Raw genomic sequence first — 22,241 nt, forward strand, 5'->3', positions numbered from 1 at the left:
ACCGCATGCCCCTACGCACACGCCTGCTCTGGCTGTTCCTGCCGTTGCTGGCCGCCAGTCTCGGCGGTATCTGGCTCTTGTCGGAAAGCATCCTGCTGAGCCGTTTCGACCGAGAGGACCAGCAACGCCTGCAAGAGGGCGCCACCGTCCTGCACAACCGGCTGGACTTCGAGTTGAAGCGCCACCTGGACATCGTTCGCACCTACGCCTGGTGGGATGCCAGCTACGACTTCATCCAGCGCCCCAACGAGACCTTCGAACAGGAAAACCTCGACCACGAGATGCTCGACGACCTGGGATTCGACTTCGTCCTGTTCCTCGACGACCGGGGTCACCTGCAACTGAAGCAGTGGTCCCCGCCCGCGCCCGACCAGCGCGTGCTCTTCGGCGCCCCCTCGGCGAGCGACCAGGCCCTGCTCGAGGCACTGCAGCAACGCGCCATCCGCCTCGGCGCGCTGGACTTTCGCGGACGCACCGACCACAGCCTGAGCGAGCTGCTGCTGGTCGACAACCTGCCGACCCTGCTGGTCAGCGTGCCTATCAGCAACAACCAGGGTAGCGCGCCGGCGAAGGGCGCGATCCTCGCCGGCTACTTCCTCGACCGGGAACGCCTGGCCAACCTCCGCGAACAGATGCAGGCCGACCTGCAACCGATGCCCAACATCGCCACCGACTCCACCTGGAAGCCGATGCGCAGCCGCAGCGGCAGTACCCACAACCAGGCCCTGCTCAGCCCACGGCGGTTCATCGGCGAACATGTCCAGCAGGTCTCGGTGCAGTACCTGAGTTCCAGCGGCGAGCCGCAGCTGCGCTTCGACATCACCAAGAAACGCCTGCTCTACATCCAGGGCGAGAAGGCCATCAACTTCTTCCTCGGCGCCTCCCTGCTGGTCGCGCTGGGCGCTTTCCTGGTCGGCTACCTGGCCCTGGAGCTGTGGGTCCTGCGCCGGGTCCAACGGCTCAACCGGGAGGTCGCCGAAGTCGGACGCAACGCCCACTCGATACGCCTGAGCGACTTCGGCAACGACGAGCTGGGACAACTGGCGGGCGAGATGAACCAGATGCTCGAGCGCCTGGAACACAGCGAGGCGCGCGACCGGGCGATCCTCCAGTCGATGCGCGACGGCTACTTCGAAATGGACGTCGACGGCGTGATCCTCACCGTCAACCCCGCGCTCTGCCAACTGCTCGGCCAGACGCGCGAAACGCTGATCGGCCATCCCTACTACGAACTGCTCGGCGAAGACGACCTGGCGCGTGCCCGCCAACCCTTCCAGCGCGCCATGCAGAGCGGCGCAGGCAAGACCTTCGCCATCCCCCTGCAGCGCGCCGACGGCAGCCTCGGCTACTTCGAGGCCACGGTTTCGCTGATCCACGACCTGCAGGGCGAACTACGGGGCTACCGCGGCATCGTCCGCGACGTCAGCGACCAGATCGCCTACCAGCAGCAATTGCTGGAAATGGCCTACCGCGACCCGCTGACCGGCCTGGGCAACCGCAAGGCCTTCGACGAACAGCTCGGCCAGGCGTTGCTTCGCGCCGGCTCCGGCGGAAGCGAACTGGCGCTGCTGTACCTGGACCTGGACCGCTTCAAGGAGGTCAACGACCGCTTCGGCCACGACATCGGCGATGCCCTCCTCAGGACCGTCGCCGAACGGGTACGCAGCACCCTGCGGCAGCCGGACAAGGCCTACCGCCTGGGCGGCGACGAATTCGCCGTGCTCCTCGAGGACAGCCAGGAAAACAATCCGCAGCGCCTCGCAGAACGCCTGCTGGCGGCGCTGGTCCAACCGATCGCGCTGAATGGCGAACGCATCGACTTCGTCACCCCGAGCATTGGCATCGCTCTCTACCCGCGGCATGCCGGCGATGCCGAAGGACTGGTCCGTGCCGCCGACAGCGCCATGTACGAGGCCAAGCGCCAGCGCAACCACTATTGCCTGTACCAGGCGCCAGCCTGAAATGCGCGGTCAAACAGGCTCTGTCGCGGGCTTTCGCCAGTCTGCTAAGGTTTCAGCCCGCATCCCATCGGAGAACCATTCCCTATGCCAGCCCTGAGCGGCCCGCAATACCTCGGCGAAGGCCTGAAGCTGATCATGCGTCCCGGCCTGCGCCTGTTCGTGCTGATCCCCCTGACCCTCAACCTGCTGGTGTTCGCCCTGCTGATCGGCTTCGCGATGCAGCAGTTCAGCCACTGGGTCGACCTGCTGATGCCCAGCCTGCCCGACTGGCTGAGCTTCCTGCAGTACATCGTCTGGCCGTTGTTCGTCCTGCTGGTGCTGGTGATCGTGTTCTTCACCTTCACCATGGTCGCCAACATCATCTCCGCGCCGTTCAACGGCTTCCTCTCGGAAAAGGTCGAGGTGGTGGTTCGCGGCCGCGACGACTTCCCGCCGTTCAGCTGGGCCGAACTGCTGGCGATGATCCCGCGCACCATGGGTCGCGAGATGCGCAAGCTCGCCTACTTCCTGCCGCGCGCGCTGGTGCTGCTGGTGCTGAGCTTCGTGCCCGGGGTCAACCTGATCGCCACGCCGCTGTGGATCCTCTTCGGCATCTGGATGATGGCGGTGCAGTACATCGACTATCCGGCGGACAACCACAAGCTCGGCTGGAACGAGATGCTCGCCTGGCTGCGCAGCAAGCGCTGGGCGTGCATGGGTTTCGGCGGGGTGACCTACCTGGCGCTGCTGATCCCGCTGGTCAACCTGGTCATGATGCCCGCCGCCGTCGCCGGCGCCACCCTGTTCTGGGTCCGCGAGGAAGGCGAGAAGGCGCTGGTGAAATAAGCATGCGCCCGGTGTCCGCTGTCGGCATTGTCAGGCGGGCGTCAGCGCCCTGACAGCCGGCGTCGGGCACACTACGAATGCCCTCGGGAGCGTCGGCGCAGGCCGCAGCCGAGACCTGCGCCAGCCCTTGCAGACCGGCTCGACGCTGCCGAACCGACTGGCCGCCGGTGCCTCCCCACGCAGGCGGCCTTTTTTTACCCGCCTGCCTTGCCGTCCATGCAGGATGGCCGGCGCTCACCCCCTTCCTGTCCGCTACGCCCCCCTCGACTCCACCACCCTGGCACTACAGTGGCAACCAGGCGAAGCAGGCTCCGGCCCGCTTTCGATGACCACCGTCCCCAGCCCGCCCAGCGGCGGAAAACAAGAAGAGGGTCGCCATGTCACGTTCCGCATTCACCGCGCTCTTGCTGTCCTGCGTCCTGCTGGCGCTCTCCATGTCTGCCAGGGCCGACGACCTGCCCTACCGCTTCGGCCTGGGCAAGGCGGACATCACCGGCGAAGCCGCCGAAGTCGGCATGATGGGTTACTCCTCCCTCGAACAGAAGACCGCCGGCATCCACATGCGCCAGTGGGCGCGTGCCTTCGTGATCGAGGAAGCGGCCAGCGGACGTCGCCTGGTCTACGTCAACACCGACCTGGGGATGATCTTCCAGGCCGTGCACCTGAAGGTCCTGGCCCGGCTCAAGGCGAAGTACCCCGGTGTCTACGACGAGAACAACGTGATGCTCGCCGCCACCCACACCCACTCCGGTCCGGGCGGCTTCTCCCACTACGCGATGTACAACCTGTCGGTGCTCGGCTTCCAGGAAAAGACCTTCAACGCCATCGTCGACGGCATCGTCCGCTCCATCGAGCGGGCCCAGGCCAGGTTGCAGCCCGGCCGCCTGTTCTACGGCAGCGGCGAGCTGCGCAACGCCAGCCGCAACCGTTCGCTGCTGTCGCACCTGAAGAATCCGGACATCGCCGGCTACGAGGATGGCATCGACCCGCAGATGAGCGTGCTCAGCTTCGTCGACGCCAACGGCGAGCTGGCCGGCGCGATCAGTTGGTTCCCGGTGCACAGCACCTCGATGACCAACGCCAATCACCTGATCTCCCCGGACAACAAGGGCTACGCCTCCTATCACTGGGAGCACGACGTCAGCCGCAAGAGCGGTTTCGTCGCCGCCTTCGCCCAGACCAATGCCGGCAACCTGTCGCCCAACCTGAACCTGAAGCCCGGCTCCGGTCCCTTCGACAACGAGTTCGACAACACCCGCGAGATCGGTCTGCGCCAATTCGCCAAGGCCTACGAGATCGCCGGCCAGGCCCAGGAGGAAGTGCTCGGCGAACTGGATTCGCGCTTCCGTTTCGTCGACTTCACCCGCCTGCCGATCCGCCCGGAGTTCACCGACGGCCAGCCGCGCCAGTTGTGCACCGCGGCCATCGGCACCAGCCTGGCCGCCGGTAGCACCGAAGACGGTCCAGGCCCGCTGGGGCTGGAGGAAGGCAACAATCCGTTCCTCTCGGCCCTTGGCGGGTTGCTCACCGGCGTGCCGCCGCAGGAACTGGTGCAATGCCAGGCGGAAAAGACCATCCTCGCCGACACCGGCAACAAGAAACCCTACCCCTGGACGCCGACGGTGCTGCCGATCCAGATGTTCCGCATCGGCCAGTTGGAACTGCTCGGCGCCCCCGCCGAGTTCACCGTGATGGCCGGGGTGCGGATCCGCCGCGCGGTGCAGGCGGCCAGCGAAGCGGCCGGTATCCGCCATGTGGTCTTCAATGGCTACGCGAATGCCTATGCCAGCTACGTCACCACCCGCGAGGAATACGCCGCCCAGGAATACGAAGGCGGCTCGACCCTCTATGGCCCCTGGACCCAGGCCGCCTACCAGCAGTTGTTCGTCGACATGGCGGTGGCGCTGCGCGAACGCCTGCCGGTGGAAACCTCGGCGATAGCGCCGGACCTGTCCTGCTGCCAGATGAACTTCCAGACCGGAGTAGTGGCCGATGATCCCTATATCGGCAAGTCCTTCGGCGACGTGTTGCAACAACCCAGGGAAAGTTATCGCATCGGCGACAAGGTGACCGTCGCTTTCGTGACCGGACATCCGAAGAATGACTTGCGCACCGAGAAGACTTTCCTGGAAGTGGTGAATATCGGCAAGGATGGCAAACAGACGGCCGTGACCGTTGCCACCGATAATGACTGGGATACTCAATACCGCTGGGAGAGAGTGGGTATATCTGCCTCGAAAGCGACTATCAACTGGTCCATTCCACCAGGGACCGAGCCCGGCCATTACTACATCAGGCACTACGGCAACGCGAAGAACTTCTGGACCCAGAAGATCAGCGAAATCGGCGGCTCGACCCGCTCCTTCGAGGTACTCGGCACCACTCCCTAGCGGGCTCCAGCCAAGGTTGCGAGATTCGCCAGCCAACTTTATGACGCATGAAAGTCGTCAAATAAAATGTGATTTAAAACACATGAACAAGTGACCTTTCATTCAGCCGACAAGGGCATGGAACTCCATTTCCATGCCCTTTGTTTTTATCCCGAAAAACTTCTCAAGTTGTCGCTCAAGGTCATATCGAAGTCGCTTTCGGGATCAACCGATAAATTATCGCCATGAAACCATCGGCTCGCTGTATTCCCTGCCGGAAAAACAGCGAAGACGATTAATCATCTCGAAACAAGAAGTACGCAGATTGATGGAAATCAAAAAACCACCCGGGAAATAAAACGATGACCGAAAACTGGAAATTCCGCCGTCGAACCTTTCTCAAGCACGGCGCCCAGGCCGCTACCCTGGCCGGCCTTTCCGGGCTGTTCCCGGAGACGCTCCGGCGCGCCCTGGCCATCGAGCCGGACATCCGCACCGGAACCATCCAGGACGTCCAGCACGTGGTCATCCTGATGCAGGAGAACCGCAGCTTCGATCACTACTTCGGCCACCTCAACGGCGTCCGCGGCTTCAACGATCCTCGCGCGCTCAAGCGCCAGGACGGCAAGCCGGTCTGGTACCAGAACTACAAGTACGAGTTCTCCCCCTATCACTGGGATACCAAGGTCACCAGCGCCCAGTGGGTGAGTTCGCAGAACCATGAATGGTCGGCCTTCCACGCGATCTGGAACCAGGGCCGCAACGACAAGTGGATGGCGGTGCAGTACCCCGAAGCCATGGGCTACTTCAAGCGCGGCGACATTCCCTACTACTACGCCCTGGCCGACGCCTTCACCCTGTGCGAGGCCTACCACCAGTCGATGATGGGCCCGACCAATCCGAACCGCCTCTACCACATGAGCGGACGCGCCGCCCCCAGCGGCGACGGCAAGGACGTACACATCGGCAACGACATGGGCGACGGCACCATCGGCGCCAGCGGCACGGTGGACTGGACCACCTATCCCGAGCGGCTAAGCGCCGCTGGCGTGGACTGGCGGGTCTACCAGGAAGGCGGCTACCGCTCCTCGTCACTCTGGTACCTGTACGTCGACGCCTACTGGAAATACCGGCTCCAGGAGCAGAACAACTATGACTGCAACGCCCTCGCCTGGTTCAGGAACTTCAAGAACGCTCCGCGCGATTCGGACCTCTGGCAGCGCGCCATGCTCGCCCGCGGCGTCGACCAGTTGCGCAAGGATGTGCAGGAGAACACGCTGCCGCAGGTGTCCTGGATCGTCGCGCCCTACTGCTACTGCGAGCATCCCTGGTGGGGCCCCTCGTTCGGCGAGTACTACGTGACCCGGGTGCTCGAGGCGCTGACCAGCAACCCCGAGGTCTGGGCCAGGACCGTGTTCATCCTCAACTACGACGAGGGCGACGGCTTCTATGACCACGCCAGCGCCCCGGTGCCGCCGTGGAAGGATGGCGTCGGCCTTTCCACGGTCAGCACCGCCGGCGAGATCGAGGTATCCAGCGGGCTGCCCATCGGGCTCGGCCACCGCGTCCCGCTGATCACCATCTCGCCCTGGTCGAAGGGCGGCAAGGTCAGCGCCGAAGTGTTCGACCATACCTCGGTGCTGCGCTTCCTCGAACGCCGCTTCGGCGTCGTCGAGGAAAACATCTCGCCCTGGCGGCGTGCCGTCTGCGGCGACCTGACTTCGCTGTTCGACTTCCAGGGCGCAGGCGATACCCAGGTCGCCCCCGACCTGACCAACGTCCCGCAGAGCGACGCGCGCAAGGAGGACGCCTACTGGCAGCAGTTCTACCGGCCCAGTCCCAAGTACTGGTCCTACGAGCCGAAGAGCCTGCCCGGCCAGGAAAAGGGCCAGCGCCCTACCCTCGCGGTGCCCTACCAGTTGCACGCCACGCTGGCCCTCGACATCGCCGCCGGCAAGCTGCGCCTGACCCTGGGCAACGACGGCATGAGCCTGCCGGGCAATCCGCAGGGACACTCCGCTGCGGTATTCCAGGTGCAGCCGCGGGAAGTCGGCAATCCGCGCTTCTATACCGTGACCAGCTATCCGGTGGTCCAGGAAAGCGGAGAGGAACTGGGCCGGACCCTCAACGACGAACTCGACGACCTGCTCGACGCCAACGGCCGCTACGCCTTCGAGGTGCACGGCCCCAACGGCTTCTTCCGCGAGTTCCACGGCAACCTGCATCTCGCCGCGCAGATGGCGCGGCCCGAGGTATCGGTCACCTATCAACGCAACGGCAACCTGCAGTTGAACATCCGCAATCTCGGCCGCCTGCCGTGCAGCGTGACGGTGACGCCGAACCCGGCCTATACCCGGGAGGGCAGCCGTCGCTATGAACTCGAACCGAACCAGGCGATCAGTGAAGTGTGGCTGTTACGCAGCAGCCAGGGCTGGTACGACCTCAGCGTGACCGCCAGCAATACGGAAGCCAACTATTTCCGCCGCCTGGCCGGACACGTCGAGACCGGCAAGCCGAGCAGGAGCGATCCATTGCTCGACATCGCAGCGACCTGAAGCGAGGAGTCCATCGCATGAGACCTACCCTGACCTGGACCTTGCTGGCCCTGCTGCTCTGCGGCACGGCCATCGGCGCCGTCCTGTTGTTTTACCCATCGGAGCCGGCGCCCGTCGCGCCCTTCGCGTCTCCCCCGCAGGCCACACCGGCGGCAAAACCTTCCATTCCTTCCCGAGCCCCCGAGATGAATACAGCCACCGCTCCCGACAACCTGGAACAGCAACTCGGCGAGTTCGGCCGCAACGCCGGGCAGATGTCCGAGATCGAACGCAAGCAGGCCGCCGAAGGCCTGATCGAACAGCTCAAGCGCGAGGTGGCGGTCGGCGCCGATCCGCGCCAGACCTTCGAGGAGATCCAGCGTCTGACGCCCTATGTGGAGGCCGATGCCAGGCGCCGCGAGGCGCTCGACTTCGAGATCTGGATGGCGCTCAAGGACAACGCCTCCGTCCAGCAGCAAGCGCCGACGCCTGGCGAGGAAGAGCAACTGCGCGAATACGCGCAAGAGTCGGACAAGGTGATCGCCGAGGTGCTCGCCAGCGTCGACGGCGAGGAGCAGCGTCACGCCGCCATCGACGAACACCTCAAGGCCCTGCGCAAGCAGATCTTCGGCGAGGAGAACCCACGCCTGCTGCAACGCTGAAATCCACGGCGCCCCGACAGGGGCGCCGTCACGCAAGCGTCACCAAAACTTCACATCCGCTACACGGCGTCGGTCGACACTGACGTCATGAGCAGACCTCTAAGCATCGCCCTGATCAGCGAAACCTACCCACCGGAAGTCAACGGCGTCGCCAATACCCTGGGGCGCCTGCATGCCGGTCTCCAGCAGCTTGGCCATCGGGTCCAGGTGGTGCGCCCGCGCCAGCCCGGCGACGACGGCCGGCGCAGCGACGCCGAGCTGGTGCTGACCCGCGGCTGGCCGTTGCCCGGCTACCCCGGCCTGCAATGGGGCATGTCGAGCCTGCACAAGCTGCTGCGCTGCTGGAAGCGCCAGCGCCCGGACGTGCTCTACATCGCCACCGAAGGCCCGCTCGGCTTCTCTGCCCTGCGCGCCGCGCGGCGCCTGGGCATCCCGGCGGTCAGCGGCTTCCACACCAACTTCCAGCAGTACAGCGAGCACTACGGCTTCGGTCCGCTGACCCGGCTGGTCACCGGCTACCTGCGCTGGTTCCACAACCGCACGCAGATGACCCTGGTGCCCAGCGGCAGCCAGCGCATGGAATTGCAGCGGCGCGGTTTCGAACGTCTCAACCTGCTCTCCCGCGGGGTCGACAGCCAACTCTTCCATCCCTCCCGGCGCGATCCCGAACTACGTCGGCGCTGGGGCCTGGGCGAACAGGACATCGCCGTGCTGCACGTCGGCCGGCTGGCGGCAGAGAAGAACCTCGGCCTGCTCGGCGGCACCTTCCGCGCGCTCTGCGCCGCCCATCCGCAGCTGAAGCTGCGCCTGGTACTAGTGGGCGACGGGCCGGAGCGCAGGCACCTCGAACGGGACCTGCCCGAAGCGCTGTTCTGCGGCGTCCAGCGCGGCGAAACCCTGGCCGCCCACTACGCCTCGGGCGACCTGTTCCTCTTCCCAAGCCTGTCGGAGACCTTCGGCAACGTGGTCCTCGAAGCCCAGGCCGCCGGCCTCGCGGTGGTCGCCTTCGACCAGGCCGCCGCCGGCCAGCACATCCGCCATGGGCACAACGGCGTGCTCGCCGCGCCGGGCGACAAGAGCGGCTTCGTCGAAGTCGCCAGTTGGCTGCTGGACGACCAGGAACGCCTGCGCCGGGTCCGTCTCAACGCCCGCCAACACGCCAGCCGGCAAGGTTGGGACAGTATCGTCGAGCACTTCCAGAACTACCTGGAAGACGCCTGCGCCAGTCCGCTGGTCCAGCCCGCTCGGTCGAAGCCCGAGCGGCCGCCGGCAGAGGATGGCGGGGCCTTGCCACGCAGCCGCGAGTAGCTCTCAGGCAAAGGCTTTCGGCGTGGCGATGAAGCCCAGGCTCATGGCCCCGGCGCCCAGGTTGATGCCGCCGGTAGGGCTGAGCATGCCCAGGTGCAAGTGGATGTCGCGCTCGCGGCAGGCATTCTCCAGCGCGGCGAAGCCCGGCAGGTCGCGCAGCGCGGTCGGATCGCCGGCATAGCTGAGACCCAGTTGCGGTGCCAGCAGCTCACCCGCCTGTACCCGCGCCAGGGCATAGCCGAACAGCTTCTCCGCCGACTTCTCGAAGCTCGGCGAGAGCGCCACCGGTTTGTCCTCGCCATCGGCCAGGCTGAACACCGGCTTGACGTCGAGCAGCGAGCCCAACCCCAGCGCCGCGCCCTTGACCCGGTCGACGAAACCGCTGCGATCACCCTTCTGGAAGCCGCGCCGGCGCAAGTGGCCCAGGTCATCGGCGACCAGGTAGGTGCAGGTCTGCTGGCTGAGCTGTTCGAGGCGCGTACGCAGCGCGTTGGGGTGGCTGCCCTGCGCCAGCAGGCGCGTGCCCTCGGCCGCCAGGCAGGCGATGCCGGCGAACACCGAGTGGCTGTCGAGTACGCGCAGGGTGAAGGGACCGGCGATGCCGGCCGCGTGGCGGCGCTCGTGGTAGTGCTGGAGCAGGCCGAAGGAGGCCTGGGTGGCGTGCTCGAAGATCGGACTGCGCAGGCTGTCGACGGTGAGGCAGACCACGTAGTCGAAGTCGGTCACCAGTTCGTCGAGGAACCATTGTTGCAACTCGGCGGCGGAGAGCGGCTGGCTGCCGTCCTTGCTACCGACCTTGGGCAGGTGGTCGCGGTAGAAGCTCAGGGTGGTGTCGGGGTCGCGTCGATCGATGAGCCGCTGCTCGCCCAGGCGGATCCCGATCGGCATCACGCGGATGCCGTGGGCGGCGAGGAATTCGGGCGGCAGGTCGCAGGTCGCGTCGACCACCAGGCCGATACGCATGGATTCGCTCCTCTGGCCGTTTCTCGGCCTATTGTTGTGTTGGCGGTCATACAATGCCGGTTTCGGACTTTGAAGTCAGCCGGCCGCACGGCGGGTTTTCGGAAAAAATCACGGCCATGAAAAATCCCACCCCGAGGGGTGGGATCTGCTTGCCGGCGCGGCGCCGGGCCGGTGCGTCGCGGACGCGCCTTCAGACCAGGCTGGCCAGGGCCTCGCGGCTGAACGGCTTGATGTCGCCGATACGCCCCTCGCGGACCTTCACCGCCCACTCCGGATCCACCAGCAGCGCGCGGCCCACCGCGACCAGGTCGAACTCGCCCTTGTCCAGGCGCTCCACCAGGCCGTCGATGCTCGCCGGCTGCGCCACCTCGTCGGTTTTGCCGAAGAATTGCAGGAACTCGCTGCCGTCCAGGCCGACGTTACCCACGGTAATGGTCGGCTTGCCGGTCAGCTCGCGGGTCCAGCCGGCCAGGTTGAGTTCCGAGCCTTCGAACTCGGGAATCCAGAAGCGGCGGGTCGAGCAGTGGAAGATATCGACGCCGGCCTCCACCAGCGGCGCGAGGAACTCGCGCAGGCCCTCCGGGGTTTCCACCAGGCGCGCGGAATAGTCCTGCTGCTTCCATTGGGAGAAGCGGAAGATGATCGGGAAATCCGCGCCGACCGCCGCGCGCACCGCCCGCACCAGCTCGACGGCGAAGCGCGAGCGATTGGCCAGGCTGCCGCCGTACTCGTCGTCCCGCTGGTTGCTGCCTTCCCAGAAGAACTGGTCGATCAGGTAGCCGTGGGCGCCGTGGATCTCCACCCCGTCCATGCCGATCGCCTGGGCGTCGCGAGCGGCCTGGGCGAAGGCGGCGATGACGTCCTGGATGTCGGCCTTACTCATGCCGTGGACCAGCACCTTGCCGTCCTTGGCCTTCTCCATCGGGCCGTAGCCGGGCACGCTGGCGTCCGGCTCCACGCCCAGGCGCCGAACGCTGCCGACGTGCCAGAGCTGCGGAACGATGCGCCCGCCCTCGGCATGCACCGCGTCGACCACCTGCTTCCAGCCGGCCAGGGCGTCCTCGCCATAGAAGCGCGGCACGTTCGGATAGCCGTTGGCGGCCTTGTGGCCGACCGTTGTGCCTTCGCTGACGATCAGGCCGACGCCGGCGGCGGCGCGCCGGCGGTAGTACTCGACGACCTTGGCGTTGGGTACGCCGCCGGGGGAAAAGTTGCGGGTCATCGGTGCCATCACCACACGGGTGGGCAGTTCCAGGGCGCCGAGGCGGAACGGTTGGAACAGGGCTTCTACGGGGGCACTCATGGACGGACTCCTGAGGGGGAATGGGAGGTTCGGGCAGGTATCAGGCGCGGAGCAGCAGCTCCAGGCGCGACATGAAAGCATTCAGCGGAGCGAGGCCGGCGCCGACCTTGAAGCGCGCCAGGGCGCCCTGCCAGGCGAAGCCGATGAAGCCGGCCAGGCTCGCGCAGTCCTCGTCGGCGGCCAGTTCGCCGGCCTCGCGCGCCTGCTCCAGACAGTCCTGGAGGATTCGCGCGGAAGCCTGCAGGATCGACTCGACCTTGGCCGCGATCGGCGGCGACAGCTCGGCCATCTCGAAGCTCAGGCTGCCGATGAAGCAGTGGTATTCGGGCTTTTCCTGGCGGGCGAAGTGCTCCAGCAGCTCGCCGTAGTAGCGCAGCACCCGCTCGCACGGGCTGAAGCGGCTATCGCCGAGGGCCTGGGCGTAGCGCGCCAGGCGCGGCGCGTAGACGTGCTCCAGGGCCTGCTGGGCGAAAGCTTCCTTGCTATCGAAGTAGTGATAGAAAGAGCCCTTGGGGATGCGCGCGGCCTGGACGATCTCCAGCACCCCGGTGCCGTGGTAGCCACGTCGGGTCATGACCTCGGAGCCCTTGGCCAGGATCAGTTCGCGCTTGTCGAGTCGGTTGCTAGTCATGGAACGAGAGAATATGACCGGTCGTCTCGTCCGCCCAGCATTATCAACGGCGGTGATCAGGCGTTACAGGCAGGGGCTTATCGCGTTGCGTCATGAAGCGGCGCAAGACAGGAAAGGAAGCGGCGGGACGCGAACGCGTCCCGCGGGAGATCAACCCAGGGCCTTCTCGATGGCTTGCACCAGGGCCGGATCGTCCGGCGCCGTGCGCGGGCTGAAACGCGCCAGCACGCGACCGTCGGGACCGAGCAGGAATTTCTCGAAGTTCCAGGTGATGTCGCCGGGAAACTCCGCGCCCTCGCCCGCCAGCAGGCGATAGAGCGGATGCCGCGCGCTGCCGTTGACCTCGACCTTGGCGCTCATCGGGAAGCTGACGCCATAGTTCAGGCTGCAGAAGGACTGGATATCCGCCTCGCTGCCCGGCTCCTGCCCGGCGAACTGGTTGCAGGGCACGCCGAGCACCGCGAAACCGCGCTCGCGGTAGGTCTGGTAGAGATTCTCCAGGCCGGCGTACTGGGGTGTCAGGCCGCATTTGGAGGCGACATTGACCACCAGCAGCACCTTGCCCTTGAACGGGGAAAGCGGCAGGTCCTGTCCATCCAACCCCTGCAGGGTGAGATCGTGAAAGGCACTCATGACGTACTCCTTGCGCATTCAGCGACACAACGTGCCAAGCCCCGCACCGGGCAAGAACCCTGGCTGCGGCGCATCCCCAGGGACGGGGTAAAGAGCCCAGGCATGGCGCATGACGCGAAAGGCGCCCACAGGCGCCTTTCGCTATACCAGCTTAGCAGTTCCGCCGGCGGACGGCCCAGGCCATCAATCGGCGAATGAACGCCGATCAGTGGTGGTGACCGCCTTCGCCATGGATGTGGCCGTGGGCGATTTCCTCGGCGTTGGCCTCGCGCACGTCGACTACCTTGACCTTGAAGTTCAGGCGCTGGCCGGCCAGCGGATGGTTGCCGTCGACGGTCACGTCGTCGCCGTCGATGTCGCGGATGGTGACGATCTGCATGCCGCCGTCCGGAGCCGAGGCGTGGAACTGCATGCCGACTTCCAGTTCGTCGACGCCTTCGAACATCTCGCGGGTCAGGGTCGCGACCAGTTCGGCGCTGTATTCGCCATAGGCGTCTTCCGGCTCGATGGCGACGCTCAGTTCGTCACCGACGTTCTTGCCTTCCAGGGCCTTCTCCAGGCCGACGATGATGTTGCCGGCACCGTGCAGGTAGACCAGCGGCGCGCCACCAGCGGAACTGTCGATGACATCCCCGGCGTCGTTGGTCAGGGTATAGTCGATGGAAACCGCCTTGTTGGCCGCGATCTGCATGGTTCGAAACCTTTTCGATAAAGAAGATGAATGCGTAAGTGTACGCATCAATAGCCCCGAAAGCGACCGCGCCCCTGATGAACGGGGCGCGCGAGCGCCGTCGCGGGTGATTGATTTTCATCAGGACGAGGAAGGCCATTGGGTGGCAGTCTTGTCCTGTGGCCATACTCAACACCTGCGCCACCAACCGCCCTGGCAATCGCGCGCCTGGGTCCTTGACGAAAACGAGCGGCACAGACAGCTCGGCCGCGAATTTCGCTGCGGCTGGTGTGCCCGGGAAGAAGAAGAGCAGACCAAGGAGCAGTGATGCCCTCACGCAACATACTGGTGATCAACTGCGGCAGTTCGTCGATCAAGTTCGCCCTGGTCAACGAGGCCCACTCCCTGTTTCCCCTGCACGGCCTCGCCGAGCGCCTGGGCAGCCGCGATGCGGTGCTGCGCTGGAAGCGCGGCGGCGACAGCGACAGCCTGATGATTCCCAACGCCGACCACCGCGCCGCCCTCGCCCAGTTGCTGCCGATGGTGCAGAACGCCGCGGGCGGCAAGCTCCACGGCATCGGCCACCGGGTGGTGCATGGCGGCGAGCTGTTCACCCATGCCACGCGCATCGACGACCGGGTGGTCGAGGCGATCCGGGCCACCGCGCCGCTGGCGCCGCTGCACAACCCGGCCAACCTGCAAGGCATCGAGGCAGCGATGACGCTGTTTCCCAAGCTGCCCCACGTCGCCGTGTTCGACACCGCCTTCCACCAGAGCCTGCCGGAGCACGCCTACCGCTACGCCCTGCCGGAAGCCCTCTACCGCGAGCATGGCGTACGCCGCTACGGCTTCCACGGCACCAGCCACCGCTACGTCAGCCACCGCGCCGCGGAAATGGCCGGGTTGGCGGTCGGCGACAGCAGTTGGCTCAGCGCCCACCTCGGCAACGGCAGTTCGACCTGCGCCATCGTCAACGGCCAGAGCCTCGACACCAGCATGGGCCTGACCCCGCTGGAAGGCCTGGTAATGGGCACCCGCAGCGGCGACGTCGACCCCAACCTGCACAGCCACCTGGCGCGGACCCTGGGCTGGAGCCTGGAGCGCATCGACTCGATGCTGAACAACGAAAGTGGCCTGCTCGGCCTCTCCGACCTGTCCAACGACATGCGCACCCTGGAGCAGGAGCGCGAGCAGGGCCACCCCGGCGCGGCCCTGGCGATCGAGGTGTTCTGCTACCGCCTGGCCAAGTCTCTGGCGGCGATGAGCTGCGCCCTGCCGCAACTGGACGGGGTGATCTTCACCGGTGGCATCGGCGAGAACTCGCCGCTGGTGCGCGCCAAGACCGCCGCCCACCTGCGGCTGTTCGACCTGCGCCTCGACCAGGAGGCCAACGCCCGCTGCGTGCGCGGCGTCGCCGGGCCGATCCAGGCCGCGGGGCATCCGCGGGTACTGGTGATCCCGACCAACGAAGAGCGGCAGATCGCCCTCGACACGCTGGCCCTGCTCGACTGAACTGGATCGACGCCCCCGCCCAACCAGGCGGCGTGGCCAAACGCACGGCTTAAGGAGCCCAGATGCATACCTTCTTCATCGCCCCGACCGGTTTCGGCGTCGGCCTCACCTCGATCAGCCTCGGCCTGCTTCGCGCCCTGGAACGCGCCGGGCTGAAGGTTGGCTTCTTCAAACCCATCGCCCAACTGCATCCCGGCGACCTCGGCCCGGAGCGCTCCAGCGAACTGGTGGCGCGCACCCACGGCCTGGATACGCCGAAGCCGCTGCCGCTGGCCCAGGTCGAGCGCATGCTCGGCGACGGCCAACTGGACGAACTGCTCGAAGAGATCATCAGCCTCTACCAGCGCGCCGCCGCCGACAAGGACGTGGTGATCGTCGAAGGCATGGTACCGACCCGTCACGCCAGCTACGCCGCGCGGGTCAACTTCCACCTGGCGAAGAGTCTCGACGCCGAGGTGATCCTGGTCTCCGCGCCGGAAAACGAGACGCTCACCGAACTGACCGACCGTATCGAGATCCAGGCCCAGCTGTTCGGCGGCCCGCGCGATCCGAAGGTGCTGGGGGTGATCCTCAACAAGGTCCGCGGCGAGGCCGACGCGGCCAACGCCGAGGACGGCGTGGCGGACTTCGCCCGGCGCCTCACCGAACACTCGCCGCTGCTGCGCGACGACTTCCGCCTGATCGGCTGCATTCCCTGGCAGGACGAACTCAACGCCGCGCGCACCCGCGACATCGCCGACCTGCTCAGCGCTCGGGTGATCAACGCCGGCGACTATGAGCAGCGCCGGGTGCAGAAGATCGTGCTATGCGCCCGCGCCGTGCCCAACACCGTGCAACTGCTCAAGCCCGGCGTGCTGGTGGTGACCCCCGGCGACCGCGACGACATCATCCTCGCCGCCAGCCTGGCCGCGATGAACGGCGTACCCTTGGCCGGCCTGCTGCTGTGCAGCGACTTCCCGCCCGACCCGCGGATCATGGAACTCTGCCGCGGCGCCTTGCAGGGAGGCCTGCCAGTGCTGTCGGTGGCCACCGGCTCCTACGACACCGCGACCAACCTGAACCGGATGAACAAGGAAATCCCGGTGGACGACCGCGAGCGCGCCGAGCGGGTCACCGAGTTCGTCGCCGGGCACATCGATTTCGAATGGCTCAAGCAGCGCTGCGGCACGCCGCGCGAGCTGCGCCTGTCGCCGCCGGCGTTCCGCTACCAGGTGGTGCAACGCGCGCAGAAGGCCGGCAAGCGCATCGTCCTGCCCGAGGGCAGCGAGCCGCGCACCGTACAGGCGGCGGCGATCTGCCAGGCGCGCGGCATCGCCCGCTGCGTGCTGCTGGCCAAGCCGGAAGAGGTCCAGGCGGTGGCCCAGGCCCAGGGCATCGTGCTACCGGAAGGCCTGGAGATCATCGACCCTGACCTGGTGCGGCAGCGCTACGTCGAACCGATGGTCGAGCTGCGCAAGGGCAAGGGGCTGAACGCGCCGATGGCGGAGCAGCAACTGGAGGACAGCGTGGTCCTGGCGACCATGATGCTTGCCCTGGACGAGGTCGACGGCCTGGTCTCCGGCGCCATCCACACCACCGCCAGCACCATCCGCCCGGCGCTGCAACTGATCAAGACCGCGCCCGGCTACAACCTGGTGTCGTCAGTGTTTTTCATGTTGTTACCGGACCAGGTGCTGGTCTACGGCGATTGCGCGGTGAATCCCGATCCTTCAGCCAGTGACCTGGCCGAGATCGCCGTGCAGAGTGCCGCGTCGGCGCAGGCTTTCGGCATCCCGGCACGGGTCGCGATGATCAGCTACTCCACCGGCGACTCCGGTTCCGGGGTGGATGTCGACAAGGTTCGCGAGGCCACCCGCCTGGCGCGCGAGCAGCGCCCCGACCTGTTGATCGACGGACCCTTGCAGTATGATGCCGCCGCCATCGCCAGCGTCGGCCGCCAGAAGGCGCCGAACAGCCCGGTGGCCGGGCAGGCCACGGTGTTCATCTTCCCCGACCTGAACACCGGCAACACCACCTACAAGGCGGTGCAGCGCAGCGCCGATTGCGTCAGCGTCGGGCCGATGCTGCAAGGCCTGCGCAAACCGGTGAACGACCTGTCGCGCGGCGCGCTGGTGGAAGACATCGTCTACACCATCGCCCTCACCGCCATCCAGGCGGACGCCCAGGCCCCGGCCTGAAGGAACGCCGCCCAGTGGGCGGCACTGGCTTCGGCCAGGCACGAGGATGTGCCATGTGAACGGCGGGACCACGCCCCGCTCCACGCGCCCGGCCCTGGCCGGGCGCCTACGTACAAGGACTCCTTGATGCTGTCGTTTCTCCCCCATTTCCTGCGCGGCTCCCTGGCCGGCCTGCTGCTGGTGTCCAGCACCCTGTGCTGGGCCTGCCTGCTGTTCGGCATGACCCTGGTCAAGCTGCTCCTGCCGTTCGCCGCCGCCCAGCGCCTGTGCAGCAAGATCATGAGCCTGATCGCCGAAGGCTGGATCGCCTGCAACAAGGGCTGGATGAACCTGGTCCAGCGCACCCGCTGGAACGTCCAGGGCCTGGAGGGCCTGGAGTACCAACACTCCTACCTGGTCACCAGCAACCACCAGAGCTGGGTCGACATCCTCGTCCTGCAATACCAGTTGAACCGACGCATCCCGCTGCTGCGCTTCTTCCTCAAGCAGGAACTGATCTGGGTCCCGATCATCGGCCTGTGCTGGTGGGCCCTCGATTTCCCCTTCATGAAGCGCTACAGCAAGGCCTACCTGGCCAGGCACCCGGAGAAGAAAGGCCAGGACCTGGCGACCACGCGCAAGGCCTGCGCCAAGTTCAGCCGCATCCCGGTAGCGGTGTTCAACTTCCTCGAAGGCACCCGTTTCACCCGCGCCAAGCACGACGAGCAGCAGTCGCCGTTCCGCCACCTGCTCAAGCCCAAGGCCGGCGGTATCGCCTTCGTCCTCGACGCCATGGGCGAGCAATTGAAGACCCTGGTCAACGTGACCATCCACTACCCGGACGGCAGCCCGACCTTCTGGTGCCTGCTTTCCGGACGCCTGAAGGACGTCGTGGTGCGCTTCGAGGAACTGGAGATTCCGCGCCAGTTCGTCGGCAAGAGCTACGACCAGGACGCCGGCTACCGCGCGGAATTCCAGCAATGGGTCAACCAGCTGTGGGAGCGCAAGGACCAGTTGCTCGACAGCCTGCACCGCGAGTTTCCCGGTAACGCCAAGGCGTAGGACGAAGAGCGCCGACCAGCGCCCATGAAAAAGCCCGCCGAATGGCGGGCTTTTTCGTCCAGGCCGCGATCAGTACTGCGGCTGGGTCTGCGCCGGGCCCTGGGCGCCCGGAACCGGTCGCAGGTTGACCTCGACGCGCCGGTTCTGCGCGCGACCGTCGGCAGTGGAGTTGCTCGCGATCGGCTGGTCCGGGCCCATGCCGCGGGTGCTCAGGCGGGTGCCGTCGACGCCCTGGGCGGTCAGGTAGCCGGCCACGCTCTGCGCACGACGCTGGGACAGGTCCATGTTGTGCTGGCGGCTGCCGGTGCTGTCGGTGTAACCGACGATCTCGATGGTGTTCTGGTTGTACTGCTTGAACGAGTTCGCCAGGTTGTTCAGCGGCGCGTAGAAGCTCGGGGCGATGTTCGCCGAATCGGTGGCGAAGGTGATGTTGCCCGGCATGATCAGCTTGATGTCGTCACCTTGGCGCTGCACTTCCACGCCGGTGCCTTCCATCTGCCGACGCAGCTCGGCTTCCTGCTTGTCGGCGTAGTAGCCATAACCCGCGGCGGCCGCGCCGGCAACGGCAGCGCCGATCAGCGCGCCCTTGCCACGGTTGTTGTGGTCGATCGCAGCGCCGGCGACGGCGCCGGCCAGCGCACCCAGTCCGCCGTACTTGGCCGTCTTGCTCATGCCACCCTGGCTTTGGCTTTGCGTGTCGTAGGGGTTGTTGTTGGCACAACCGGCGAGCAGCGCCAGTGCGGTGACGGCTGCGGCCAGAGGCAGGCAACGGGAGGTGAACATGGGAAAACTACTCCTCGAGGTACTGAAACGCCCCTGCGTGAGGGGCGGCCGATATCTTAGAGCATAGCCAAGTGGCAAAATTCCCGATGCTCGGAAAAATCCTTTTCAGCCCCTGACGAAGGGGTTCTCGCGCATCTCTTCGCCCAGCGTGGTGTCCGGGCCATGGCCGGCGACCACCGTGGCGTCCTCGTCGAGGCTGTACAGGCGCTGCCGGATCGAACGCTGGATCGCCGCCGAGTCGCCGCCCCACAGGTCGGTGCGGCCGATGCCACGGCGGAACAGGGTGTCGCCGGCGATCAGCAGCTTCGCCCGGGGGAACCAGAAACTCATCGAGCCCGGCGTATGCCCCGGCGTGTGCAGTGCCACTCCGCAACCGCAGGCCAGTTCCTCGTCGTCGGCCAGCCAGCGGTCCGGGGCCGGCACCGGCGTGTAGGGCACGCCGAACAGTTGGCACTGCATCTCCAGGTTGTCCCAGAGGAACTGGTCGTCCTTGTGCAGGTGCAGGCTGGCGCCGGTGCGCTTCTTCATCTCGCCGGAGGCGAGGAAGTGATCCAGGTGCGCGTGGGTATGGATGATGCTGACCACCTGCAGGCCGAGGCGGTCGAGGCGCTGCAGGATCAGTTCGTGGTCGCCGCCCGGATCGACGACGATGGCCTTCCTGGTCAGCGGATCGCCAATGATGGTGCAGTTGCACTGCAAAGGCCCGACGGGAAAGGTTTCGCGGATCAGCGCGGGGGATGTCGACATGCAAGACTCCGATCACGGTCGGCGCGGCAAGCGCGCCATGGATTTCTATGAAACGCCAAGCATGGCACATCCATCCGCTGCAGAGGATCGCCGGCGTCGGCTCAGGGCGCTTCGCGGTAGTCGCTGGGCAGCTTGCCGGTCCACTTGCGAAACGCCCGGCGGAAGTTCGACGAATCGTTGAAGCCGAGCAGCAGGGCGATCTCGTACAGAGGTAGCTGGGTGGTGGTCAGGTATTGCAGGGCCAGGCGCTTGCGCACATCGTCGAGGACCTGCTGGTAGGTGGTGCCCAACGACGACAGGTGCCGGCGCAGGCTGCGCCCGCTGGTGTGCAGTTCGCGGGCGGCCTGTTCGAGATCGGGGAAGTCGCCGGGACGCGCCAGCAGCAGGCGGCGCACACGGGTCAGCAGGCCTTCCTGGACGTCCAGGGTGGCCAGCAGCGCCTCGCACTGCTGCTCGCACATCTGCACCGTGGCCGGGTTGGCCAGCGCCATCGGTCGTTCCAGGTACTCGCTGGGCATGCTCAGCCAGTGCCAGGGCTGCTCGAACTCCGCGGCCACCCCGAACACCTCGGCGTAGCGCCGGGCATGGGCCGGCGGCGGATAGGCGAAGCCGACCCGCACGTCCTGCAACGGCTCGCCGACCAGGAAGCAGGCGATGGAATACAGCGTCGCCATCAGGCCCTCGGCGGCGAACACCGAAGCGGCGCCCAGCGGCATCGACTCCACCGCGCGCAACTCGGCGCGGCCGTCATCGAGCACCAGTTCCAGTTCGTAGGCCAGGCCGAGCACCCGGTAGTACTTGAGGGCGAACTGGATGGCCTTGCCCAAGTTGGCGCTGGACAGCACCGCGTAGCCGAGGATGCCGTGGGCGGAGACGTTCAGGCGCTGGCCGAGCACCAGCCCCAGCGCCGGCTCGCCGCACAGGGCCTGGGCGCTGTAGGTGAGCTGGTTGAAGTCGAGGAAGGACAGGCGGCCGTTCGGGCTGTCCAGCACCTCGGGACGCACCCGCGCAGCGTCGAACAGCGCCTGGCGGGATACGCCGTACTCCGCGACAAGATCGAGGAGTGCCTCGGCATAGGCCACCGGCACCAGTTCGGCGGTGAAATTGAGCGGTTGTTTCATGGTTGTTTATTGTTCTGACCGCTGGCCGGATATGACCGGAAAGTTGGCAGAAGATAACCTTGTGAGGCTATCCCCCGCAAGCGATAGTCGATCCCATGGTCCTTCACCATCACAGGGAGCCGCTATGGCCAGCACCACCCCCGAAGGTCTGGAGATCCGCCCGCGTCATCTGGACTTCGACCTGCCCGATCCGATGCCGCGCCATTGGCACAGCGGCGACGCTTTCAAGACCCACATGTTCAACGCCATGTCGGTGCTGTTCCCCGATGGCGAGCGCTTCTTTATCGACTCCGTGCGCCACTACCGCGAACGGGTCGAGGACCCGGCGCTGAAGCAACAGATCCGTGGCTTCATCGGCCAGGAAGGCCACCACAGCCGCGAGCACCTGGTCTACAGCGACCGCCTGCGCGCCCTCGGCTACGACATCGACCGCCTGGAAGGCGGCGCCAAACGGCGCATCCGCTTCGCCCAGCAGAAACTGCACCCGTCGCGGCAACTGGCGGCCACCGCGGCCCTGGAGCACCTCACCGCGATCATGGCCGACGGCCTGCTGAGCAACCCCAGGTGGCTGGAAGGCGCCGACCCGACCATGGCCCGCCTGTGGCGCTGGCACGCACTGGAGGAAACCGAGCACAAGGCGGTGGCCTACGACGTGTTCATGCTGGTCAACGGCAAGGCCAGGCTGCGCCGCCGGGCGATGGTCCAGGGCACCTTCTTCTTCGCCCTCGACACCACCAAGGGCCTGGTCCACATGCTCAAGCGCGACGGCCTGCTGTGGAACTTCAAGGTCTGGCGCGACGGCATCAAGTGGCTGTGGGGCAAGGACGGCGTGTTCCGCTCGCTGGTGGGCGTGTACCTGGACTTCTACAAGAAGGACTTCCACCCCTGGCAGCACAATAACCTGCACCTCATCGAGCAGTACCGCGACCAATTCGAACCGGAACCGAAGGCCGCCTGACCCTCCTCGCCGCCCCTCCGCGCCGCGAGAGGGGCATGCATCG

At 66.3% G+C, this 22,241-nt stretch carries 19 protein-coding genes; 11 read left to right on the top strand and 8 right to left on the bottom strand.

Translation table 11 applies throughout. The features are described from left to right. Window positions 1–5: 5 nt before the first annotated feature. The 6 genes from ACM0M4_RS22410 to ACM0M4_RS22435 all read left to right on the top strand — a co-directional run bounded on the left by ACM0M4_RS22410 (window position 6) and on the right by ACM0M4_RS22435 (window position 9,659). Entirely contained in the window at window positions 6–1,961 is a 1,956-nt protein-coding gene (locus tag ACM0M4_RS22410) for a sensor domain-containing diguanylate cyclase (protein ID WP_014603210.1), read from the top strand. An 84-nt stretch (window positions 1,962–2,045) separates the two neighbouring features. Beyond that, the gene (gene cysZ, locus ACM0M4_RS22415) at window positions 2,046–2,786 is read left to right on the top strand and encodes a sulfate transporter CysZ (RefSeq protein WP_003116482.1); all 741 of its coding nucleotides are present in this window, start codon (window positions 2,046–2,048) and stop codon (window positions 2,784–2,786) included. A 377-nt stretch (window positions 2,787–3,163) separates the two neighbouring features. Further along, window positions 3,164–5,176 (top strand): ceramidase CerN, encoded by a 2,013-nt coding sequence (gene cerN, locus ACM0M4_RS22420; protein WP_108689595.1) that lies wholly within the window; start codon window positions 3,164–3,166, stop codon window positions 5,174–5,176. A 341-nt stretch (window positions 5,177–5,517) separates the two neighbouring features. Then, window positions 5,518–7,710, top strand: coding sequence for a phosphocholine-specific phospholipase C (locus tag ACM0M4_RS22425; RefSeq protein ID WP_049308763.1), 2,193 nt, complete (start codon window positions 5,518–5,520; stop codon window positions 7,708–7,710). A 17-nt stretch (window positions 7,711–7,727) separates the two neighbouring features. Continuing rightward, window positions 7,728–8,351: a phospholipase C accessory protein PlcR gene (plcR, locus tag ACM0M4_RS22430; RefSeq protein ID WP_034051742.1), complete on the top strand. Its 624-nt coding sequence runs from the start codon at window positions 7,728–7,730 to the stop codon at window positions 8,349–8,351. An 87-nt stretch (window positions 8,352–8,438) separates the two neighbouring features. Continuing rightward, entirely contained in the window at window positions 8,439–9,659 is a 1,221-nt protein-coding gene (locus ACM0M4_RS22435; protein ID WP_003116486.1) for a glycosyltransferase family 4 protein, read from the top strand. A 3-nt stretch (window positions 9,660–9,662) separates the two neighbouring features. On the opposite strand, the gene ACM0M4_RS22440 is transcribed toward ACM0M4_RS22435, so the two are convergent. From ACM0M4_RS22440 to ACM0M4_RS22460, 5 genes are all read right to left on the bottom strand, one after another. Further along, window positions 9,663–10,622 (bottom strand): DegV family protein, encoded by a 960-nt coding sequence (locus tag ACM0M4_RS22440; RefSeq protein ID WP_003114223.1) that lies wholly within the window; start codon window positions 10,620–10,622, stop codon window positions 9,663–9,665. A gap of 190 nt (window positions 10,623–10,812) precedes the next feature. Then, entirely contained in the window at window positions 10,813–11,925 is a 1,113-nt protein-coding gene (locus ACM0M4_RS22445) for an NADH:flavin oxidoreductase (RefSeq protein WP_003120762.1), read from the bottom strand. A 40-nt stretch (window positions 11,926–11,965) separates the two neighbouring features. Further along, window positions 11,966–12,556 (bottom strand): TetR/AcrR family transcriptional regulator, encoded by a 591-nt coding sequence (locus ACM0M4_RS22450; protein WP_016263829.1) that lies wholly within the window; start codon window positions 12,554–12,556, stop codon window positions 11,966–11,968. A 150-nt stretch (window positions 12,557–12,706) separates the two neighbouring features. After that, window positions 12,707–13,189, bottom strand: coding sequence for a glutathione peroxidase (locus tag ACM0M4_RS22455; protein ID WP_003109429.1), 483 nt, complete (start codon window positions 13,187–13,189; stop codon window positions 12,707–12,709). A 205-nt stretch (window positions 13,190–13,394) separates the two neighbouring features. Next, window positions 13,395–13,880: an FKBP-type peptidyl-prolyl cis-trans isomerase gene (locus tag ACM0M4_RS22460; RefSeq protein WP_003085816.1), complete on the bottom strand. Its 486-nt coding sequence runs from the start codon at window positions 13,878–13,880 to the stop codon at window positions 13,395–13,397. Between ACM0M4_RS22460 and ACM0M4_RS22465 the strand changes: the two genes are divergently transcribed. The 4 genes from ACM0M4_RS22465 (at window position 13,849) to ACM0M4_RS22480 (ending at window position 18,589) form a co-directional block, all read left to right on the top strand. Then, on the top strand, window positions 13,849–14,187 hold the full coding sequence (locus ACM0M4_RS22465) for a DUF3565 domain-containing protein (protein WP_003109430.1): 339 nt from the start codon (window positions 13,849–13,851) through the stop codon (window positions 14,185–14,187). The genes ACM0M4_RS22460 and ACM0M4_RS22465 overlap by 32 nt on opposite strands. After that, complete coding sequence (locus tag ACM0M4_RS22470; RefSeq protein ID WP_003085814.1) at window positions 14,187–15,371, top strand: acetate kinase; 1,185 nt, start codon at window positions 14,187–14,189, stop codon at window positions 15,369–15,371. The genes ACM0M4_RS22465 and ACM0M4_RS22470 overlap by 1 nt, the downstream gene beginning before the upstream one ends. 62 nt (window positions 15,372–15,433) lie before the next feature. Then, window positions 15,434–17,548: a phosphate acetyltransferase gene (gene pta / locus ACM0M4_RS22475; RefSeq protein WP_003114221.1), complete on the top strand. Its 2,115-nt coding sequence runs from the start codon at window positions 15,434–15,436 to the stop codon at window positions 17,546–17,548. A 126-nt stretch (window positions 17,549–17,674) separates the two neighbouring features. Next, window positions 17,675–18,589, top strand: coding sequence for an acyltransferase (locus ACM0M4_RS22480; RefSeq protein ID WP_003085811.1), 915 nt, complete (start codon window positions 17,675–17,677; stop codon window positions 18,587–18,589). A 69-nt stretch (window positions 18,590–18,658) separates the two neighbouring features. Here ACM0M4_RS22480 and ACM0M4_RS22485 read toward each other — a convergent pair whose 3' ends face one another. From ACM0M4_RS22485 to oruR, 3 genes are all read right to left on the bottom strand, one after another. Next, window positions 18,659–19,372: an OmpA family protein gene (locus ACM0M4_RS22485; protein WP_003085808.1), complete on the bottom strand. Its 714-nt coding sequence runs from the start codon at window positions 19,370–19,372 to the stop codon at window positions 18,659–18,661. Between the two features lie 105 nt (window positions 19,373–19,477). Then, window positions 19,478–20,119 (bottom strand): MBL fold metallo-hydrolase, encoded by a 642-nt coding sequence (locus ACM0M4_RS22490; RefSeq protein WP_003085806.1) that lies wholly within the window; start codon window positions 20,117–20,119, stop codon window positions 19,478–19,480. A 101-nt stretch (window positions 20,120–20,220) separates the two neighbouring features. Continuing rightward, complete coding sequence (gene oruR / locus ACM0M4_RS22495) at window positions 20,221–21,240, bottom strand: ornithine utilization transcriptional regulator OruR (RefSeq protein WP_003114220.1); 1,020 nt, start codon at window positions 21,238–21,240, stop codon at window positions 20,221–20,223. Between the two features lie 124 nt (window positions 21,241–21,364). Between oruR and ACM0M4_RS22500 the strand changes: the two genes are divergently transcribed. Continuing rightward, window positions 21,365–22,198, top strand: coding sequence for a metal-dependent hydrolase (locus ACM0M4_RS22500; protein ID WP_003109433.1), 834 nt, complete (start codon window positions 21,365–21,367; stop codon window positions 22,196–22,198). The last annotated feature ends 43 nt before the right edge of the window (window positions 22,199–22,241 follow it).

The organism is Pseudomonas sp. 18-147 (assembly GCF_051048045.1).
Taxonomy (GTDB): domain Bacteria; phylum Pseudomonadota; class Gammaproteobacteria; order Pseudomonadales; family Pseudomonadaceae; genus Pseudomonas; species Pseudomonas aeruginosa.

What these genes read in the sequence shown, in the direction of transcription:
- ACM0M4_RS22410 (WP_014603210.1), top strand. Translation starts at nt 6, where the DNA reads ATGCCCCTACGCACACGCCTGCTCTGGCTGTTCCTGCCGTTGCTGGCC.
- cysZ (WP_003116482.1), top strand. Translation starts at nt 2,046, where the DNA reads ATGCCAGCCCTGAGCGGCCCGCAATACCTCGGCGAAGGCCTGAAGCTG.
- cerN (WP_108689595.1), top strand. Translation starts at nt 3,164, where the DNA reads ATGTCACGTTCCGCATTCACCGCGCTCTTGCTGTCCTGCGTCCTGCTG.
- ACM0M4_RS22425 (WP_049308763.1), top strand. Translation starts at nt 5,518, where the DNA reads ATGACCGAAAACTGGAAATTCCGCCGTCGAACCTTTCTCAAGCACGGC.
- plcR (WP_034051742.1), top strand. Translation starts at nt 7,728, where the DNA reads ATGAGACCTACCCTGACCTGGACCTTGCTGGCCCTGCTGCTCTGCGGC.
- ACM0M4_RS22435 (WP_003116486.1), top strand. Translation starts at nt 8,439, where the DNA reads ATGAGCAGACCTCTAAGCATCGCCCTGATCAGCGAAACCTACCCACCG.
- ACM0M4_RS22440 (WP_003114223.1), bottom strand. Translation starts at nt 10,622, where the DNA reads ATGCGTATCGGCCTGGTGGTCGACGCGACCTGCGACCTGCCGCCCGAA.
- ACM0M4_RS22445 (WP_003120762.1), bottom strand. Translation starts at nt 11,925, where the DNA reads ATGAGTGCCCCCGTAGAAGCCCTGTTCCAACCGTTCCGCCTCGGCGCC.
- ACM0M4_RS22450 (WP_016263829.1), bottom strand. Translation starts at nt 12,556, where the DNA reads ATGACTAGCAACCGACTCGACAAGCGCGAACTGATCCTGGCCAAGGGC.
- ACM0M4_RS22455 (WP_003109429.1), bottom strand. Translation starts at nt 13,189, where the DNA reads ATGAGTGCCTTTCACGATCTCACCCTGCAGGGGTTGGATGGACAGGAC.
- ACM0M4_RS22465 (WP_003109430.1), top strand. Translation starts at nt 13,849, where the DNA reads ATGGAAACCGCCTTGTTGGCCGCGATCTGCATGGTTCGAAACCTTTTC.
- ACM0M4_RS22460 (WP_003085816.1), bottom strand. Translation starts at nt 13,880, where the DNA reads ATGCAGATCGCGGCCAACAAGGCGGTTTCCATCGACTATACCCTGACC.
- ACM0M4_RS22470 (WP_003085814.1), top strand. Translation starts at nt 14,187, where the DNA reads ATGCCCTCACGCAACATACTGGTGATCAACTGCGGCAGTTCGTCGATC.
- pta (WP_003114221.1), top strand. Translation starts at nt 15,434, where the DNA reads ATGCATACCTTCTTCATCGCCCCGACCGGTTTCGGCGTCGGCCTCACC.
- ACM0M4_RS22480 (WP_003085811.1), top strand. Translation starts at nt 17,675, where the DNA reads ATGCTGTCGTTTCTCCCCCATTTCCTGCGCGGCTCCCTGGCCGGCCTG.
- ACM0M4_RS22485 (WP_003085808.1), bottom strand. Translation starts at nt 19,372, where the DNA reads ATGTTCACCTCCCGTTGCCTGCCTCTGGCCGCAGCCGTCACCGCACTG.
- ACM0M4_RS22490 (WP_003085806.1), bottom strand. Translation starts at nt 20,119, where the DNA reads ATGTCGACATCCCCCGCGCTGATCCGCGAAACCTTTCCCGTCGGGCCT.
- oruR (WP_003114220.1), bottom strand. Translation starts at nt 21,240, where the DNA reads ATGAAACAACCGCTCAATTTCACCGCCGAACTGGTGCCGGTGGCCTAT.
- ACM0M4_RS22500 (WP_003109433.1), top strand. Translation starts at nt 21,365, where the DNA reads ATGGCCAGCACCACCCCCGAAGGTCTGGAGATCCGCCCGCGTCATCTG.